Annotated in this window: 16 protein-coding genes; 11 read left to right on the top strand and 5 right to left on the bottom strand. The window is 59.2% G+C overall.

Annotated elements, in window-relative coordinates:
- The first annotated feature begins 150 nt into the window (after positions 1-150).
- Complete coding sequence (locus LCH64_RS01315; protein WP_226499245.1) at positions 151-1023, top strand: Ku protein; 873 nt, start codon at positions 151-153, stop codon at positions 1021-1023.
- Between the two features lie 73 nt (positions 1024-1096).
- Here the strand turns inward: LCH64_RS01315 and lpxO are convergent, their stop codons facing one another.
- Entirely contained in the window at positions 1097-1996 is a 900-nt protein-coding gene (gene lpxO / locus LCH64_RS01310) for a lipid A hydroxylase LpxO (protein WP_045122779.1), read from the bottom strand.
- A 389-nt stretch (positions 1997-2385) separates the two neighbouring features.
- On the opposite strand from lpxO, the gene LCH64_RS01305 reads away from it, so the two are divergent.
- Together LCH64_RS01305 and LCH64_RS01300 are read left to right on the top strand one after the other, a co-directional pair.
- Positions 2386-3972 (top strand): ABC-F family ATPase, encoded by a 1587-nt coding sequence (locus LCH64_RS01305; RefSeq protein ID WP_080593251.1) that lies wholly within the window; start codon positions 2386-2388, stop codon positions 3970-3972.
- A 284-nt stretch (positions 3973-4256) separates the two neighbouring features.
- Entirely contained in the window at positions 4257-5444 is a 1188-nt protein-coding gene (locus LCH64_RS01300; RefSeq protein ID WP_226499244.1) for an MFS transporter, read from the top strand.
- A gap of 122 nt (positions 5445-5566) precedes the next feature.
- Here the strand turns inward: LCH64_RS01300 and LCH64_RS01295 are convergent, their stop codons facing one another.
- Together LCH64_RS01295 and LCH64_RS01290 are read right to left on the bottom strand one after the other, a co-directional pair.
- Positions 5567-6604, bottom strand: coding sequence for a dienelactone hydrolase (locus tag LCH64_RS01295; protein WP_003225347.1), 1038 nt, complete (start codon positions 6602-6604; stop codon positions 5567-5569).
- A 238-nt stretch (positions 6605-6842) separates the two neighbouring features.
- Positions 6843-7454 (bottom strand): FMN-dependent NADH-azoreductase, encoded by a 612-nt coding sequence (locus tag LCH64_RS01290; protein WP_103521117.1) that lies wholly within the window; start codon positions 7452-7454, stop codon positions 6843-6845.
- A gap of 125 nt (positions 7455-7579) precedes the next feature.
- On the opposite strand from LCH64_RS01290, the gene LCH64_RS01285 reads away from it, so the two are divergent.
- Together LCH64_RS01285 and LCH64_RS01280 are read left to right on the top strand one after the other, a co-directional pair.
- A complete protein-coding gene (locus LCH64_RS01285) occupies positions 7580-8488 on the top strand; it encodes a LysR substrate-binding domain-containing protein (RefSeq protein WP_103485116.1) in 909 nt (302 codons plus the stop codon).
- Complete coding sequence (locus LCH64_RS01280) at positions 8485-8844, top strand: MmcQ/YjbR family DNA-binding protein (RefSeq protein WP_226499243.1); 360 nt, start codon at positions 8485-8487, stop codon at positions 8842-8844. The genes LCH64_RS01285 and LCH64_RS01280 overlap by 4 nt, the downstream gene beginning before the upstream one ends.
- Positions 8845-8962: 118 nt before the next feature.
- Here LCH64_RS01280 and LCH64_RS01275 read toward each other — a convergent pair whose 3' ends face one another.
- Positions 8963-9391: a DUF1294 domain-containing protein gene (locus LCH64_RS01275; protein ID WP_226499242.1), complete on the bottom strand. Its 429-nt coding sequence runs from the start codon at positions 9389-9391 to the stop codon at positions 8963-8965.
- Positions 9388-10218: an undecaprenyl-diphosphate phosphatase gene (locus LCH64_RS01270; RefSeq protein ID WP_103485119.1), complete on the bottom strand. Its 831-nt coding sequence runs from the start codon at positions 10216-10218 to the stop codon at positions 9388-9390. The genes LCH64_RS01275 and LCH64_RS01270 overlap by 4 nt, the downstream gene beginning before the upstream one ends.
- A 291-nt stretch (positions 10219-10509) precedes the next feature.
- Between LCH64_RS01270 and LCH64_RS01265 the strand changes: the two genes are divergently transcribed.
- From LCH64_RS01265 to LCH64_RS01240, 6 genes are all read left to right on the top strand, one after another.
- Positions 10510-12144 carry a methyl-accepting chemotaxis protein gene (locus tag LCH64_RS01265; protein ID WP_226499241.1) on the top strand — a complete coding sequence of 545 codons (1635 nt, stop codon included), beginning with the start codon at positions 10510-10512 and terminating at the stop codon, positions 12142-12144.
- Between the two features lie 148 nt (positions 12145-12292).
- Positions 12293-12856 carry a nicotinamide riboside transporter PnuC gene (pnuC, locus tag LCH64_RS01260; protein ID WP_041064427.1) on the top strand — a complete coding sequence of 188 codons (564 nt, stop codon included), beginning with the start codon at positions 12293-12295 and terminating at the stop codon, positions 12854-12856.
- Complete coding sequence (locus LCH64_RS01255) at positions 12853-13377, top strand: AAA family ATPase (protein WP_226499240.1); 525 nt, start codon at positions 12853-12855, stop codon at positions 13375-13377. Before pnuC ends, LCH64_RS01255 begins: the two co-directional genes overlap by 4 nt.
- Before the next feature lie 334 nt (positions 13378-13711).
- Positions 13712-14161, top strand: coding sequence for a hypothetical protein (locus LCH64_RS01250; RefSeq protein ID WP_226499239.1), 450 nt, complete (start codon positions 13712-13714; stop codon positions 14159-14161).
- A 1-nt stretch (position 14162) separates the two neighbouring features.
- Positions 14163-14735, top strand: a complete 573-nt coding sequence (locus LCH64_RS01245) for an adhesin (RefSeq protein ID WP_226499238.1) — start codon at positions 14163-14165, stop codon at positions 14733-14735.
- Positions 14736-14808: 73 nt separating this feature from the next.
- Positions 14809-15792: a heme utilization protein gene (locus LCH64_RS01240; RefSeq protein ID WP_226499237.1), complete on the top strand. Its 984-nt coding sequence runs from the start codon at positions 14809-14811 to the stop codon at positions 15790-15792.
- Positions 15793-15851 lie beyond the last annotated feature (59 nt).

Below are 15851 nucleotides of genomic sequence, written 5' to 3'. Positions count from 1 at the left end.
CCACGCTACGCCCTGGGTTCGGATTTGTTAACCCATGGGCCTTAAACAAGATGTAACACGACTTGACCGGCATTGCTGCGAGCCCATGCAAACGCTGGAAACTTTCGAGCCGGGACGCGGGTCACCTGATCATCACTCGGAGAACTCACCATGGCTCGGGCAATCTGGAAAGGCGCGATCAGCTTCGGACTGGTACACATCCCCGTCGCGCTGGTGTCGGCAACGTCCTCGCAAGGCGTCGACTTCGACTGGCTCGATAGCCGCAGCATGGACCCGGTCGGTTATAAACGGGTTAACAAAGTCACGGGCAAGGAAGTCACCAAAGAGAACATCGTTAAAGGTGTGGCTTATGAAAAGGGCCGCTACGTGGTGCTCAGCGAGGAAGAAATTCGTTCGGCGCACCCCGTGTCGACCCAGACCATCGACATCTTTTCATTCGTCGATGCCGAGCAGATTCCGCTACAAAACATCGACACGCCATATTACCTCGCGCCGGACAAGCGCGGCGGCAAGGTCTATGCGCTGCTGCGTGAAACATTGAGCAAAACCAACAAGGTCGCCCTCGCCCGCGTCGTCCTGCACACTCGGCAATATCTGGCGGCACTGATGCCGCTGGAATCGGCGCTGGTGCTGGTCAAGCTGCGCTGGCCGCAGGAAGTGCGCGGCCTCGACGAATTGGAGCTGGGCAGCGAAGTGACCAAGCCACAGTTGGCCAAGGGTGAGCTGGACATGGCCAAACGTCTGGTGCAGGACATGAGCGGCGACTGGAGTCCGGAGGATTACAAGGACGAGTTTGAAGACAAGATCATGGCGCTGGTCGAGAAAAAGGCTCATGAAGGCAAGATCGAGGATGTCGAGACGGTGGGTGGCGAGGAAGAGCGCAAGTCCGCGGATGTGATCGACCTGACCGAGCTGCTTAAACGCAGTCTGGGCGGCAAGGCCACGACCAAACCGAAGGCAAAAGCGAAGCCTGCCAGCAAGGCAGCCCCCGCGAGAAAGACCAAAAAGGCCTCGGGGGCGTAATCAGATCCGGCTCCTGTCAGGAAGCTGACAGGTTGGTTTTGAGAGACTCATCGCCAGCAGGCTGGCAATGCTGTCAGATCAGAATGAACACCGCCAGCAAACCGCCGAAGATCGCCCACTTTTCCATGTAATAACGCGTGCGATTGCGCTTTTTCAGCTCTTTGCCACGCAGTCGGACTTTGTAGATTTTGGTAAACAGTCGGTTGATCCCACCGACACGATCGCCCGCATCGTTTGGCGCACCTGCCGCCGACATCACGGTGCGGCTGAACCAGGCATTGAACGCCGCTGCCCAGCGATACTTCATCGGCCGCTCGATGTCGCAGAACAGAATGATGCGGTTTTTGTCGGTGGTGTTTTCGGCGTAGTGAATGTAGGTTTCATCGAACATCACCGCCTCACCGTCGCGCCAGTGATAGCTCTCACCGTCGACATTGATGTAGCAACCCGCGTCGTTCGGCGTGTCGAGACCCAGGTGGTAGCGATACGAACCGGCATAAGGATCACGGTGACGGACCAGTTTCGAACCCGGCGGCAGCTCGGCGAACATCGCTGCCTTGATCGAACCGATGCTCTGCACCAGCTCGGTGGTGCGCGGGCACAACTTCATGGCCGACGGATGGCTCTCGCCATACCACTTGAGGTAGAAACGCTTCCAGCCACTTTTGAAGAACGAGTTGAAACCGACGTCATCGTACTGATTCGAGCGTTTGATCTCACCGGCGCGCAGCAGATTCTGCCCTTCCTGGCGAATTTCTTCCCAGTGCGCCTGCAAAGGGCTCAGATCAGGAAATTCGGAAGGATCGAGATACGGCTTGTTCGGCTTCTTCGAAAACAGGTACAGGAAGCAGTTGATCGGCGCCAGGAACGTCGAGTGATCGCTCAACTGACGGCCCAGTTTGTGACGCACGCGCCCACGAAGGTGAACGTATGCAATCGAAATGACATAAATAGCAGCAATGATGAGTTTCACGGAAATCGTCACACGTCAAAAGTGAACAAACTGCGCGCCTGCCGGCCGGTGGCCCAGGGTCTGATGCAGTGGCATGAATACAAATACTATCCCGGTGGCACTTCCTTGAGCCCTTGCCGTTAGCGGCTATTGGGTAACTGGCTGGCATTTTAGCCATACTTTGTAACCAATGGTGAACCTGATCTGTGAAAAACTGTCCGCTGAATCTGCCAAACGGCAGACGCGGCGTCATCGCCCTATCGTTTAAAGAGCCAGACCAGTACAATCGCCGCCAAACTTTACGCGCCCCCTTGGTTGATGACGGGAATGTCCCGCCTCAGCGCACTTTGACTCGGGCCAAGCGCTCCAGCCGCACCCTCGCTACTCAGAATGCTTCGCAGGAAAAACCTTTGATTTCTACAGCTAACATCACGATGCAGTTCGGCGCCAAGCCGCTCTTCGAAAACGTTTCGGTCAAATTCGGCGCGGGTAACCGCTACGGTCTGATCGGCGCCAACGGTTGCGGCAAGTCGACCTTCATGAAAATCCTCGGTGGCGACCTCGACCCGTCCGGCGGTCAGGTCATGCTCGAGCCGAACGTGCGCCTGGGTAAATTGCGCCAGGACCAGTTCGCCTACGAAGAATTCACCGTGATCGACACCGTGATCATGGGTCACGAAGAGCTGTGGAAGGTCAAGGCCGAGCGCGACCGCATCTACTCGCTGGCAGAAATGTCGGAAGAAGACGGCATGGCCGTGGCCGAGCTGGAAACCGAGTTCGCCGAGATGGATGGCTACACCGCCGAATCCCGCGCGGGTGAACTGTTGCTGGGCCTGGGTATTCCGCTGGAACAGCATTTCGGCCCGATGAGCGAAGTCTCGCCAGGCTGGAAACTGCGCGTATTGCTGGCTCAGGCGCTGTTCTCCGATCCGGAAGTGCTGTTGCTCGACGAACCGACCAACCACCTGGACATCAACACCATTCGCTGGCTGGAAAACGTTCTGACTCAGCGTAACAGCCTGATGATCATCATCTCTCACGACCGTCACTTCCTGAACAGCGTGTGCACCCACATGGCTGACCTGGATTACGGCGAATTGCGCCTGTTCCCGGGCAACTACGACGAGTACATGACCGTGGCGACCCAGTCCCGCGAGCAACTGCTGTCGGACAACGCCAAGAAGAAAGCGCAGATTTCCGAGCTGCAATCGTTCGTCAGCCGCTTCTCGGCCAACGCCTCGAAAGCCAAACAGGCCACTTCCCGCGCCAAGGCGATCGACAAGATCCAGCTGGCCGAGGTCAAGCCTTCCAGTCGCGTGAGCCCGTTCATCCGCTTCGAGCAGAACAAAAAGCTGCACCGTCAGGCCGTCATGGTCGAAAAGATGGCCAAAGGTTTCGACGGCAAGCCACTGTTCAAAGACTTCAGCTTCCAGGTTGAAGCGGGCGAGCGCGTAGCGATCATCGGCCCGAACGGCATCGGCAAGACCACCCTGCTGCGCACCCTGGTCAACGAACTGACCCCGGATGCCGGTAGCGTCAAGTGGACCGACGCCGCGGAACTGGGCTACTACGCTCAGGACCACGCGCACGACTTTGAAGACGACGTCACGCTGTTCGACTGGATGGGTCAGTGGACGCAGGGCGAGCAGATGATTCGCGGTACCTTGGGCCGCATGCTGTTCTCCAACGATGAGATCCTCAAGTCGGTCAAAGTGATTTCCGGTGGTGAGCAAGGTCGCATGCTGTTCGGCAAGCTGATCCTGCAAAAGCCGAACGTGCTGATCATGGACGAACCAACCAACCACCTGGACATGGAATCGATCGAGGCGCTGAACCTGGCGCTGGAAAACTACCCGGGCACGCTGATTTTCGTCAGCCACGACCGTGAGTTCGTATCGTCCCTGGCCACGCGCATCATCGAGTTGAGCCCGAATGGCGTGACCGACTTCAGCGGCACCTACGATGACTACCTGCGTAGTCAGGGTGTGGTGTTCTAAGAGCAGCTTCGAGTGTTGAGTTGCTAGCTTCAAGCTAAGGCCCTATCCATGTGACGGGGCTTTTTGCATTCCAGCGCCAGTATTCATGCGGGTACCGACACCATCGCGAGCAGGCTCACTCCTACAGGAGGGACGCATTTCAACTGTAGGAGTGAGCCTGCTCGCGATGAGGCCGTCAGCAACGCCTCACTCCCGGACCAGGAAAAATAGTTAGCCTGCTTCCTTTTATTTCAACGCCACGCCATGATGCCGACTCTCCCACCGCCGCCCGCGAACGAGTTCACATGTCTGCGCAGCAACAGCCTCCGCAAAGCTCCCTGACGATCACCCTGCAGATCGCCTCCATCGTTTTCTACACCTTTGTCGCCTTCCTGTGCATCGGCCTGCCAATCGCGGTGTTGCCCGGTTATGTGCATGAACAACTGGGGTTCAGCGCGATCGTTGCCGGTCTGGTGATCGGCTCGCAGTATCTGGCCACCCTGCTCAGTCGGCCGATGGCCGGGCGCATGTCGGATACGCTGGGCACCAAACGGGCGATTGTCTATGGCTTGTGCGGGATTGTCCTCAGCGGGCTACTGACGCTGATTTCGACGCTGTTGCAGGATTTTCCGTTGCCGAGCCTGATGATTCTGATCGTCGGGCGCCTGCTGCTCGGCGTGGCACAGGGCTTGATCGGGGTCGGCACCATCAGTTGGTGCATGGGCCAGGTCGGGGTCGAACACACGGCAAGATCAATCGGCTGGAACGGCATTGCCTCCTACGGCGCGATTGCGATTGGCGCGCCACTGGGCGTGGTCATGGTCGCCGACTACGGCTTTGCCAGCCTGGGCATCGCCCTTTCGGTATTGGCTGCGGGCGCTTTGGTATTGATCCGCAATAAACCTTCGGTGCCGGTGGTGCGCGGCGAACGGCTGCCTTTTTGGGCAGTCTTCGGGCGGATTGCACCGTATGGGGCCAGCTTGAGCCTGGCGTCCATCGGTTACGGCACACTGACCACCTTCATTACTCTTTATTACCTCAACCGTGGCTGGAGCGGCGCCGCGTATTGCCTGACGGTCTTCGGCGTGTGCTTCATCGTGTCGCGGCTGCTGTTTATTTCGGCGATCAGCCGTTTTGGCGGCTTCAATTCGGCCATTGCCTGCATGAGCATCGAAACCGTTGGGCTGGTGCTGCTGTGGCTGGCGCCGTCTACCGCGTTTGCCTTGATCGGCGCGGGACTCGCCGGGTTTGGTTTATCGCTGGTGTATCCGGCACTGGGGGTCGAGGCGATCAAGCAGGTGCCCAGTTCCAGCCGTGGCTCGGGGTTGGGGGCCTATGCGGTGTTCTTTGATCTGGCGCTGGCGATTGCCGGGCCGTTGATGGGTGCTGTGGCGTTGAATCTGGGCTATGCGTGGATATTCTTCAGTGCAGCGCTGTTGTCGGTGACCGGGCTGGGATTGACGGTATTGCTCAAGCGCCGGGCGATGTCCTGAAACTTCGTACAAATCACTGTGGGAGCGGGCTTGCTCGCGAATGCGGTGGATCAGTCGCTATCTAGATTGACTGGCCCACCGCATTCGCGAGCAAGCCCGCTCCCACAGGGGAATTGCGTCTTTTATTGATCCGCGGTCTGCATCCCCGCCCGGCTCGGCTTGCCCAGCGTCCGCGAGAAGAACTGCCCGGCTTCGGAGATCAGGTTGCGGTGGATGTCTTCGCGATCCACGCCGTCAGCATCGGTGCACAGCGCCGGCATCGCACGAATCTGCTCTTCATTGCACGGCGCCATGAACACGAAGTGCCCTGCCCCGGCCAGTAATTTGAAGTCCGGTGCGGTTGGCAGTTTGCGCGCCAGTGCAGCGGCGTTTTTATCGAAGGCCACCAATTTGTCGCCATCACCGCTATAAAGCAGCACTGGCACATGCACATCCGCGAGGGTGTGACGGCCGAACTTCAGGCTCAGCGGCGCCATCAGGAGCAAGGCATGCACCCGGGGGTCGGCCACAGGCTGCAAATCGTCACGGTCGACGATCAATTCGCCCTGAGTGTTGCAGGCATCGCGGTCGTCCGGGCGCTCCTGGCAGTAACGGCGCAAGCGGTCCAGATCCGGCTGCGCACCAGAAAGGATCAACGCAGTCTCGCCACCGGCCGAGTAGCCAATCACCCCGACCTGATCGGCGTTGACGAACGGCGAGAGCATCGGGTCGCCGAGCGTCGCGGTGATCGCTTCGGAAATCTGGATCGGCCGCCCGTACAAATTGCTCAGGGTGCCGAGGCGGCTGTGGTCTTTGGAGTTGTCGCCGGGATGAATCACCGCGACCACCACAAACCCCTTGCGCGCCAGCGAGGTGGCGAGGTCATGCAGCGCAATGGGCGTGCCGGTGTTGCCGTGGGACAGCATCAGCATCGGAAAGCGGCCGATGGCAACCTTGGTGTCGGCGCCGGCCTCGACGGTGTAGCCCTCAAGCAGGCTGGTGTGTTCGCGGTCGCTGGAGGGATAGAAGGCGATGGCACGCATCGGTTGCAGATCCAGCGGATCGAGGAACGTCATCTCGTGATAACCGACGCTCCAGACAGGGTGTCGCCCGGGCGCGGCATGCACTGAACCGAGGCTGCCGAGCAGGCAAATCAGTAACGCTGCACAAAGACGCATCATGGGATGGCCCACCCTGTGTTACTCAATCGAAAGATCCTTTGTGTTCCGACACGCCCGCAACCCTGTGGTTCGGTAATCCGGCGCGGCGGTGCACTCAGACGTTGATCGTTTGACTGCATAACCCGGGCCAGATTATGCAACAGTCAGAAACAAAAAACTCCGCATCTGGCCCTTGCAGAACCAGAATACAGAGTTTTTTGAGGGGCTACCTGAACGGCAGCTGGTCTTTACGTAATGCTTACGCAGCGGCGAACAGTTGCTCGCTGATCTTCGCCTGAGCGGCGCTCATCGCGTTGTTGCGCACTTCATCACCGTAAGCCAGGCCTTCGGCGCGGACGATTTCGATGTCGGTGATGCCGAGGAAGCCCAGGACCAGTTTCAGATACTCTTCGTGAGCGATACCGCTGGCCTGACCGGCATGGATGCCGCCGGAGGTGGAGACGATGATTACTTTCTTGCCACCGCACAGGCCTTCCGGGCCGGCTTCGGTGTAACGGAAAGTCTGGCCGGCAACGGCAACGCGGTCGATCCAGGCCTTGAGTTGGGTCGGCACGGTGAAGTTGTACATCGGCGCGGCGATGACGATGGCGTCGGCGGCGATGAATTCGGCCAGAGTCGAAGCGCTCAGCTCGGCTTCGTGCTGTTGCGCGGCGTTGCGCAATTCAGCGGTAGTGCCAGCGGCAACCAAAGTGGTCGACGAGAAGTGACTGATGGCGTCTGCGGCCAGGTCGCGGTAGGTCACCACGGCGGTTGGCTCGGCGGCTTGCCAGGCTTTGACGACTTGGCTGCTCAACTGACGGGAAGCCGAGTTGTCGCCCAGAATGCTCGAATCGATGTGCAGCAGTTTCATGTGGGATCTCCTGGAAAGAATCGCCGACGGCGACGGAATGGAGACAATCCTACGGAAGAAACCAATAGCTGATTAGCCGCTGACAATGCGATAGTTCGTCCCACTGATAGAACGGTGGACTTTTCATGCAGGATCTCAACGATCTCTACTATTTCGCCAAGGTGGTCGAGGCTGGCGGCTTCGCGGCGGCCGGGCGTCTGCTGGGCATTCCCAAGTCGCGGTTGTCGCGGCGTATCGCCGAACTCGAAGAGCGCCTTGGCGCCCGCCTGCTGCAACGCACCACCCGCCAGTTGAACCTTACCGCTGTCGGGGAGCGCTACTTGCGCCACTGTCAGGCAATGCTGCTGGAAGCGGAAATGGCCGACGAAGCGGTCGCCAGCATGTCCAGCGAGCCACGGGGCCGCTTGCGCGTGTCCTGCCCTACCGGTCTGGCGCGGGAAATGTTGCCGTGGGTGATCAGCGAATTTCTCGGCAAATTCCCTCAAGTGCAACTGGAAGTGGTGCTGCTCAATCGCCGTGTGGATCTGGTCGCCGAAGGTTTCGACGTTGCGTTGCGTGTGCGCGAACTCGGTGATGAAGATCCGTTGCTGGTGACCCGGCGTCTGCGTCAGGCGCAGATGGTCGTGGTGGCCAGCCCGGCATTCGTCGAGGGCAAAACCATCGCCCACCCGCTGGATCTGAAGCATCTGCCGGTGCTTGGCGCACTGGAAGCCGATCGCATGGTGCATGTGCGCTTGCTCGACCAGCAAGGCAACAGCGTCGAGCTGAACATGGAAGCGCGACTGGGCATTGATGACTTCATCGTGCGCAAGGCCTGTGTGCTCGCCGGCCAGGGCTTCACCCTGCTGCCAATGATGTATTGCGAAGCCGACCTTGAGAGCGGCGCGCTGGTGCAACTGTTGCCCGAGTGGTCGTTGCCCGGCGGCTGGTTGCAGGCGGTGTATCCGCATCGGCGTGGCGTGATGCCGGCGGTGCGGGCGTGGATCGATCACTTGGTCGATTCGTTCAATGCGTGCGGGGAGCGTTTGTTATGAAACAGGGAAAGATGAACGAAGCGGACGTCGCCGTCTTCTGCCTGGCCTTGCCGGGCGCGCGGGAAGATTACAAATGGGGCGGCGTGCGGGTGTTTTCGATTGCCGGCAACAAAATGTTCGCCCTGCAAGGGCTGCGCGGGGACTCATTGGCGTTCAAGGTCGACAAGGATCTGTTTCTCGGCCATTGCGACCGCCCGGGCATTCATCCGGCGCCTTATCTGGCGCGGGCGCAGTGGATCATCATGCACCCGCCCTACCCGCTGGGTGCCGAGGAACTGCAAGGCTTGCTGCAGCGTTCGCATCAGTTGGTGGTGAGCAAGTTGCCGAAGAAAACCCAAATCGGATTGTTGCTTTAGCTTTTGACTTTGGTGGGAGCGGGCTTGCTCGCGAATGCGGTGTGCCAGTGGACGAATATGTTGTCTGACACACCGCATTCGCGAGCAAGCCCGCTCCCACAGGGTTTCTTGTGTTGCTTCAGAACAATGAAAGCAGGTTCGAACCCAGAAACAACTGGTCGATCCAGAACACCTGATGCAACACCACAATCACCCAGAACAGGATCTGATACGAAACCTTGCGCGTCTTGTGCCGAAACACCTGCTGAGCAATCAGCGCACCCGGCCAGCCACCCGCCAGCTCCACCGCGTGCAGTACGTTCTCCGGCGTTCGCCAGGCGTCGGCACGAGCCTTGCGCTTGTCAGCCCAATACAGAAAGAACGCCAGCACGCTGACGATCCCATAGGCGGCCAGCGGCACCAGCGAGATTCCGCGCAGCCACATCGACACCGAACCGAACAGCGGCAGTGCGCAAATGATCAGGAGAACGATCAGTTTCAACTTGAGGTTCTGAATCCCGCCACCGGATGGACGTCCTTCCGGGCGACGGGCGCGAGAATCACTCATGCCTTGGCCGCCGACCAGTCGACCCAGCCGAACTGCCAGGTCGCCAGAATCACCAGACCGAAAACGATCCGGTACCAGGCAAACGCTGCGTAACTGTGGCTGGCGATGAACTTGAGCAGACCGCGTACGGCAATCATGGCGAAGATGAACGCAGTGATGAAGCCGATGGCAAACACCGGGAAATCCGCCGGCACAAACAGGTGGCGATACTTGTAACCGGAGTACACCGCCGCACCGACCATGGTCGGCATGGCCAGGAAGAACGAGAACTCGGTCGCGGTCTTGCGCGACAGGCCAAACAGCAGGCCACCGATGATCGTCGAGCCGGAACGCGAAGTGCCGGGAATCATCGCCAGACATTGCGCGAAACCGACTTTCAGCGCGTCCTTCCAGGTGATCTCGTCCACGGTTTCGGCGTGCACTTCATGCTGCCTGCGTTCGGCCCACAACATGATCACGCCACCCACCACCAGCGCAGTCGCAACCGTGATCGGGTTGAACAGGTATTGGTGAATCAAATCGGCAAAAATCACCCCCAACACCACCGCCGGCAGAAACGCGATCAGCAGGTTGGCGGTGAAACGCCGAGCACTCGGCTGGGTCGGCAAGCCGATCACCACGTCGAGAATCTTGCGGCGAAACTCCCAGACCACCGCGAGGATCGCGCCGAGCTGAATAATGATGTTGAACGCCATGGCCCGTTCGCCGCCGAAGTCGAGCAAGTCGGCAACAATGATCTGGTGTCCGGTACTGGAAATGGGCAAAAACTCCGTCAGCCCCTCTACAACTCCAAGAATCAGCGCCTGCAAGGCGGTCCAAAGATCCATCAATCCCCCAAAGAGCGATGCACGTGGCATGCCCCAATAATATTTTTACGTTCACTGCGCTCAGCGTAGCTGTATCGATTCCGCGCGCACAGCATCCACACGGAACAGTCAAAATTCCGTGAAATATCAACCTGGACTCAGGTTTTCCCGCGCGGGGCCGAAATCCTAACAGACAAGCCTTAATAGTGCTGCGGCGTTATTCGACTTGGGTCGCGTATGCCCGATCACCCAAACGTGGTTGGATGCTGGCGTTGATTTATTACAAGAAAAAGAAATCGGAGTGACAGCGTTATGAACAGCTTGCGCAGTGTGTCGATCAGCCGACGCTTGTGGCTCATTTTGATTGTGGCAGTGGTCATGTTGTTGACCTTGGGCGTGTTGATGCTCAAGCAGATCCACGACGACCTGTATCACGCCAAGGCGCAGAAAACCCAGCATGTGGTGCAGACCGCCAGCGGCCTGCTGACCTACTACCACGACCTCGAAACTGCCGGTACCCTCACCCGCGACGCCGCACAGAAACAGGCGCTGACCGCCATTCGCGGTCTGCGCTACGACCAGAGCGACTACTTTTGGATCAACGACCTCACGCCTGTGATGGTCATGCACCCGACCAACCCCAAGCTCGAAGGCCAGAACCTCTCGGCGATCCGCGACCCGGACGGTTTCGCGGTGTTCAACGAAATGGTCGCAATCGCCAAAAGCAAGGGCGCCGGCATGGTCGATTACCGTTGGCCCAAGCCCGGCGCCAGCGAGCCGGTGGCGAAAACCTCTTACGTCAAACTGTTCGAGCCATGGGGCTGGGTGCTCGGCTCCGGCGTTTACATCGACGATGTGCAGAGCGAGTTCCAGGGTCAGGTGATCAAGGCTTCGGTGATCGGTCTGGTGATCGCCGTGATCATGGCCCTGCTGGTGATTTTTATTGCCCGCAGCATCGTGCGTCCGCTGCAGGAAACCGTGAACGCCATGGCCAACATCGCCAGCGGTGAAAGCGACCTGACTCGCAGTCTCGACACCCACGGCCAGGACGAAGTGACGCAACTGGCTCATCACTTCAACGCCTTTACCGCCAAGTTGCGCCGGGTGATAGGCGATTTGCAGATCTCGGCCAGTGCGCTGGGCCAGTCCTCAAGTGAACTGGGCAACGATGCCACCCAGGCCCAGCAACGCAGCCAGCAGCAATCGCAGCAGATGGAACTGGTGGCGACCGCGATCAACGAAGTCACCTACGGCGTGCAGGACGTAGCGAAGAATGCCGAACATGCTGCCGCTGAAATGCGCGATGCCGAAGCCCAGGCACAACAGGGCCAGATCAACATCGACGGCAGTCTGCAACAGATCGATAAACTGTCGGGGACCATTGATCAGGCGGTCGAGGTGATTCGCACCCTGGCGGCGGAAAGCACGCAGATTGGTAGTGTGCTGGAGGTGATCCGTTCGATTGCCGAGCAGACCAACCTGCTGGCACTCAACGCCGCCATCGAAGCGGCCCGCGCCGGCGAACAGGGCCGTGGCTTCGCGGTGGTGGCCGATGAAGTTCGGTTGTTGGCGCAGCGCACGCAAAAATCGACGGCGGAAATCCAGACCATGATCGAACGCCTGCAGAATCATTCCGAAGCGGCGGTGAAGGTCATTGGCGACAGCAGCAAGGCCTCGCAACTGACCATCGAACAGGCCGGCCTCGCCGGCGCCAGCCTCAACGCCATCGGCCAGGCGCTGCGCAATCTCAATGGCCTGAACGCCTCGATTGCCAGCGCCACACTGCAACAGGCGCATGTGGTTGAAGACATCAATCAGAACGTCACGCAGGCAGCGGGCCTGTCTCACAGCACCGCGTTGGCGGCGGAGCAGTCGAGCGCGGCGAGCGTGAAGCTTGGGCAATTGAGCGAGCAGCTGAACCAGCTTCTGCGGCAGTTCCGCGTCTAACAGCGCTCCCCTGTAGGAGTGAGCCTGCTCGCGATAGCGTCGTATCAGTCAACCAAGAGTGGCTGACCCACCGCCATCGCGAGCAGGCTCACTCCTACAGATTTTTGGGTACAATCCGCTCCCTCCTCAATTCCCCCAAGGAACCCCCATGTCCGGGCTTGAACTGTTTGCCGCCGCCCTCGGTGTGATCGCCGTCTGGCTGACGGTCAAACAGAATCCATGGTGCTGGCCGATCGGCCTGGTCATGGTGTTGCTGTACAGCTGGATCTTCTATGACGTGAAGCTGTACTCGGACATGTTGCTGCAAGTGATCTACGCCGCGCTGCAAGTCTACGGCTGGTGGCAATGGACCCGCGCCGGCACGATGCATGACGGACGCGATGTCACCCGTCTGGACCGGCGCTCGATCCTGCTCGGCCTGAGTGTGGGAGCGCTCGGCAGTCTGCTGCTCGGCGCAGCCATGGCACACTGGACCGATGCGGCGCAGCCGTGGCTCGACGCCGCGCTGACGGCCTTCAGCCTGGTCGCACAACTCTGGATGGCGCAGAAACGCTTGCAATGCTGGGCGCTGTGGTTCGTGCTGGACGTGATTTTCGTCGGTCTGTTTCTTTACAAGGGTCTTTACCTCACTGCGGCGCTCTACGCCCTGTTCACCTTGATTGCCGTGCAAGGTTGGCGTGAGTGGCGCGCCGATCCGGCGTTGCAGCGATGAAAGTCGTTGTACTGACCGGCCCGGAATCCACGGGCAAGAGTTGGCTGGCGGCAGGCCTGCAGGAACACTTCGGTGGCCTGCGGGTGGATGAATACGTGCGCTGGTTCATCGAGCAGAATCCGCGCGACACCTGCCTGAATGACATCCCCGACATCGCCCGAGGGCAGTTGCAATGGGAGGATCAGGCACGGGCGCAGCAACCGGAACTGCTGATTCTCGACACCCACCTGCTGAGCAACATCCTCTGGAGCCAGACGCTGTTCGGCGACTGCCCGCAATGGCTCGAGTCCGAGCTGCTGGCGCGGCATTACGACCTGCACCTGCTGTTGTCGCCGGAACAGATCGACTGGACGGATGACGGCCAACGCTGCCAGCCGCAGCTCAGTGAACGCATGGCGTTCTTTCAGGCCACCCGCGACTGGCTGGAACAGCACGGGCAACCGCTGCAGATCATTCAGGGCAACTGGGATGAACGGCGATCTCAGGCTTTCGAAGCAGTGGCGCGCCTGATGGTGGATTGATCCGTTAACCGCCCCTTTTGGGGCTCAAGTGTCCATTCCTGAAACACCCACCCCCGCGCAAAGCAGCCGTTTAAATGGCCTTCATCATTCTGTCAGAGTATCTGTTACGCCGGTGAAACACCCCGGCGCAAACCCTTGTTCCAGAGCTATGCACCGCCCCTGCCCCCGCAGCTGTCGGCATGACTGTTTCAGTGCTGAAACAGGTTATGTATCAACGTTGCATACCGCAGCGCCAACCCGTTGAAAATCAACAACAACTCAAAAGCGGCACAGCTTTCGCTCTCTCCTTCCCAACGCTGACAAGAGCCAGCCCACTGAAGAAGGAATTGCCGCCGTGGGGAATATCAATAAAGGCCTGACCTGCCTTCTGCTGATTGGATCAGCAGCCAGCACATTCATCAGTTTCAACGTTCAGGCCGAAGGCAATGGCGTGATCGTTCTCAACCGCGACGTCCAGCCCATTGCAATCGGGCGCAGCGGTGGCAAAGACCCCTATCCCACCACGGTCAATGCCAACCCTTCTGGTCGCATCGACCAGGCAATGTCCAGCACCGAACTCAACGATGGTGACTTTGCCAGTGTAGCCAGCGGCTCTTCGATCCGCAGCAACATGATCACGCCGAACTCGGACATGCCCGGCATGAACGTACTGACCAACCCCAACGGTCTGCCTGGCATGAGTGCCGGTCATGGCGGCGGCGGTGGCGGCACGATCTCCAACACGATCAATCGCTCGCTGAGCACCGGTCTGGCACCACTGACCCGCATGGCTGGAGGTCAATGAGATGAATCGTTCCCTTCTGCTGCTTGCCCTCTTCAGCTGTGCCCGCGTCATGGCCGATCCGAGTTCCGTGAACAACGCAGACATCCAGGATACCGGTGTGCAGTACCGCGGCAACTTCAACGTCAACCAGGCCGCCGGCGACCAGATGCAACAGACCAACACCAAAGCGATCGCCATTGGCACCAATGCCAGTGCCACAACCATCGTCAGGCAAAAGCTGGATACCCCTGCCAACCCGTCGATGAACGCCAGCGCCACCATTGGCGGCACCTCTTTCAGTAATGGCAACGGGATCCTGGGCGTGAACCAGGGCGCCGGTGCCAACAACCAGATGGCCAACGTGACGCGCGTCAGCATCAGTGCTGCACCGCAGAGCGTTGACGACAGCGCCCTGTCGCAACAGAACGTGGCGCTTTTACCGAGCTCAGGAGCAACTGGCACCTCACCCGGCAGTCGCCAGGTCACGACAAGTGATCAGGCCTTCACCGGCAGCCGAGGGGTGATTCAGGTGAACCAGAGTGCCGGGGTGGGGAACCGTATGGCTAACACCCTGAGCATCCGGGTCGCTGACTGACCCAAACAACAAAAGCAGTGCAATTAGAAAGTACCAACACTTAACCAACTAATAAGCACGACGGAGAAATACCATGAAAACTACAATGGCTCTCAAACCACTGGTTTTCGCACTTGCAGCAGTAATGGCAATGGCGGCTCAAGCAGGCGGCAATGATCATGGTAACAATGGTGGTCACGGTCACAACCCTCCTCCACCAAAAGGCCCTACCCTGGAAGAACTGCTGCAAATCGGCGCAGGTGCCGGTGCTGCAGTACTCGACGTGCAAAACAACGGCGGTAACACCGTCCTGAACCAGGGCACCCAGAACAACGCCAACATCAGTGGCTCGCTTAACGGCGCCAACGGCAACATCGGCGCCAACAACGTTGCCGGTGACGGCAACCAGCAAGACAACGCCGCTGCTCTGGCAACTGCCGACGAAAGCTTCATCTTCGGCTCTGCGGTGTCCGCTTCCAGCGCCACTCAAGTCAACAGCAACAACACCGTTGGTAACTACTCCACCACCAACAACGCCGGCATGAACAACGTCGGCAACAGTGGCTCGGGCAACATTGGCGTGAACAACGCTGCCGGCAACTTCAACCAACAGAAAAACAACCTGGCAATCGCTGTGTCCGGTGGTCGTGTAGCGCAAGCCGCTGCTGCTGCCAACCAAAGCACTACCGGTCTGCAAGTCGGCAACAACGGCACTCAGACCTACAAAAAAGACACCCTCACTGGCACTGTCGCCGCCGTCGGCGTATTCGGCGCCGTGGGCGAAGCTACCATCAAAGATGACAGCCACGGCGGTGGCGGTTATGGCGACAAGGGCCATGGTGGCAGCAAAGATCAGAAAGCCACCTTCGAAGCTGTGGGTGCCTTCGGTCTTGCTGGTGTAACCACTCAACAAGTGCTGACCCCAGACGGCTGGAAAAACCCTGTTACCAACAACGCCAGCATGACCAACGTAGGCAACAACTGGTCGGGTAACGGTGGCTTCAACAACGCTGCCGGTGTTGGCAACCAACAAAGCAACTCGCTGTCCATCGCTGCAGGTTGCAAAGCCTGCATGTAATCGCGATCGAAATGAAAGCCCCGGAAACGGGGCTTTTCCTCAGTCCGCAAAGGCGTATC

The sequence above is a fragment of the Pseudomonas sp. MWU16-30322 genome, from assembly GCF_020515535.1.
Taxonomy (GTDB): domain Bacteria; phylum Pseudomonadota; class Gammaproteobacteria; order Pseudomonadales; family Pseudomonadaceae; genus Aquipseudomonas; species Aquipseudomonas fluorescens_H.
This window is presented reverse-complemented; position numbering and strand designations above follow the sequence as displayed.

What these genes read in the sequence shown, in the direction of transcription:
- LCH64_RS01300 (WP_226499244.1), top strand. Translation starts at nt 4,257, where the DNA reads ATGTCTGCGCAGCAACAGCCTCCGCAAAGCTCCCTGACGATCACCCTG.
- LCH64_RS01280 (WP_226499243.1), top strand. Translation starts at nt 8,485, where the DNA reads ATGAAACAGGGAAAGATGAACGAAGCGGACGTCGCCGTCTTCTGCCTG.
- LCH64_RS01295 (WP_003225347.1), bottom strand. Translation starts at nt 6,604, where the DNA reads ATGATGCGTCTTTGTGCAGCGTTACTGATTTGCCTGCTCGGCAGCCTC.
- LCH64_RS01290 (WP_103521117.1), bottom strand. Translation starts at nt 7,454, where the DNA reads ATGAAACTGCTGCACATCGATTCGAGCATTCTGGGCGACAACTCGGCT.
- LCH64_RS01315 (WP_226499245.1), top strand. Translation starts at nt 151, where the DNA reads ATGGCTCGGGCAATCTGGAAAGGCGCGATCAGCTTCGGACTGGTACAC.
- LCH64_RS01270 (WP_103485119.1), bottom strand. Translation starts at nt 10,218, where the DNA reads ATGGATCTTTGGACCGCCTTGCAGGCGCTGATTCTTGGAGTTGTAGAG.
- LCH64_RS01255 (WP_226499240.1), top strand. Translation starts at nt 12,853, where the DNA reads ATGAAAGTCGTTGTACTGACCGGCCCGGAATCCACGGGCAAGAGTTGG.
- LCH64_RS01265 (WP_226499241.1), top strand. Translation starts at nt 10,510, where the DNA reads ATGAACAGCTTGCGCAGTGTGTCGATCAGCCGACGCTTGTGGCTCATT.
- LCH64_RS01285 (WP_103485116.1), top strand. Translation starts at nt 7,580, where the DNA reads ATGCAGGATCTCAACGATCTCTACTATTTCGCCAAGGTGGTCGAGGCT.
- LCH64_RS01240 (WP_226499237.1), top strand. Translation starts at nt 14,809, where the DNA reads ATGAAAACTACAATGGCTCTCAAACCACTGGTTTTCGCACTTGCAGCA.
- LCH64_RS01275 (WP_226499242.1), bottom strand. Translation starts at nt 9,391, where the DNA reads ATGAGTGATTCTCGCGCCCGTCGCCCGGAAGGACGTCCATCCGGTGGC.
- LCH64_RS01245 (WP_226499238.1), top strand. Translation starts at nt 14,163, where the DNA reads ATGAATCGTTCCCTTCTGCTGCTTGCCCTCTTCAGCTGTGCCCGCGTC.
- pnuC (WP_041064427.1), top strand. Translation starts at nt 12,293, where the DNA reads ATGTCCGGGCTTGAACTGTTTGCCGCCGCCCTCGGTGTGATCGCCGTC.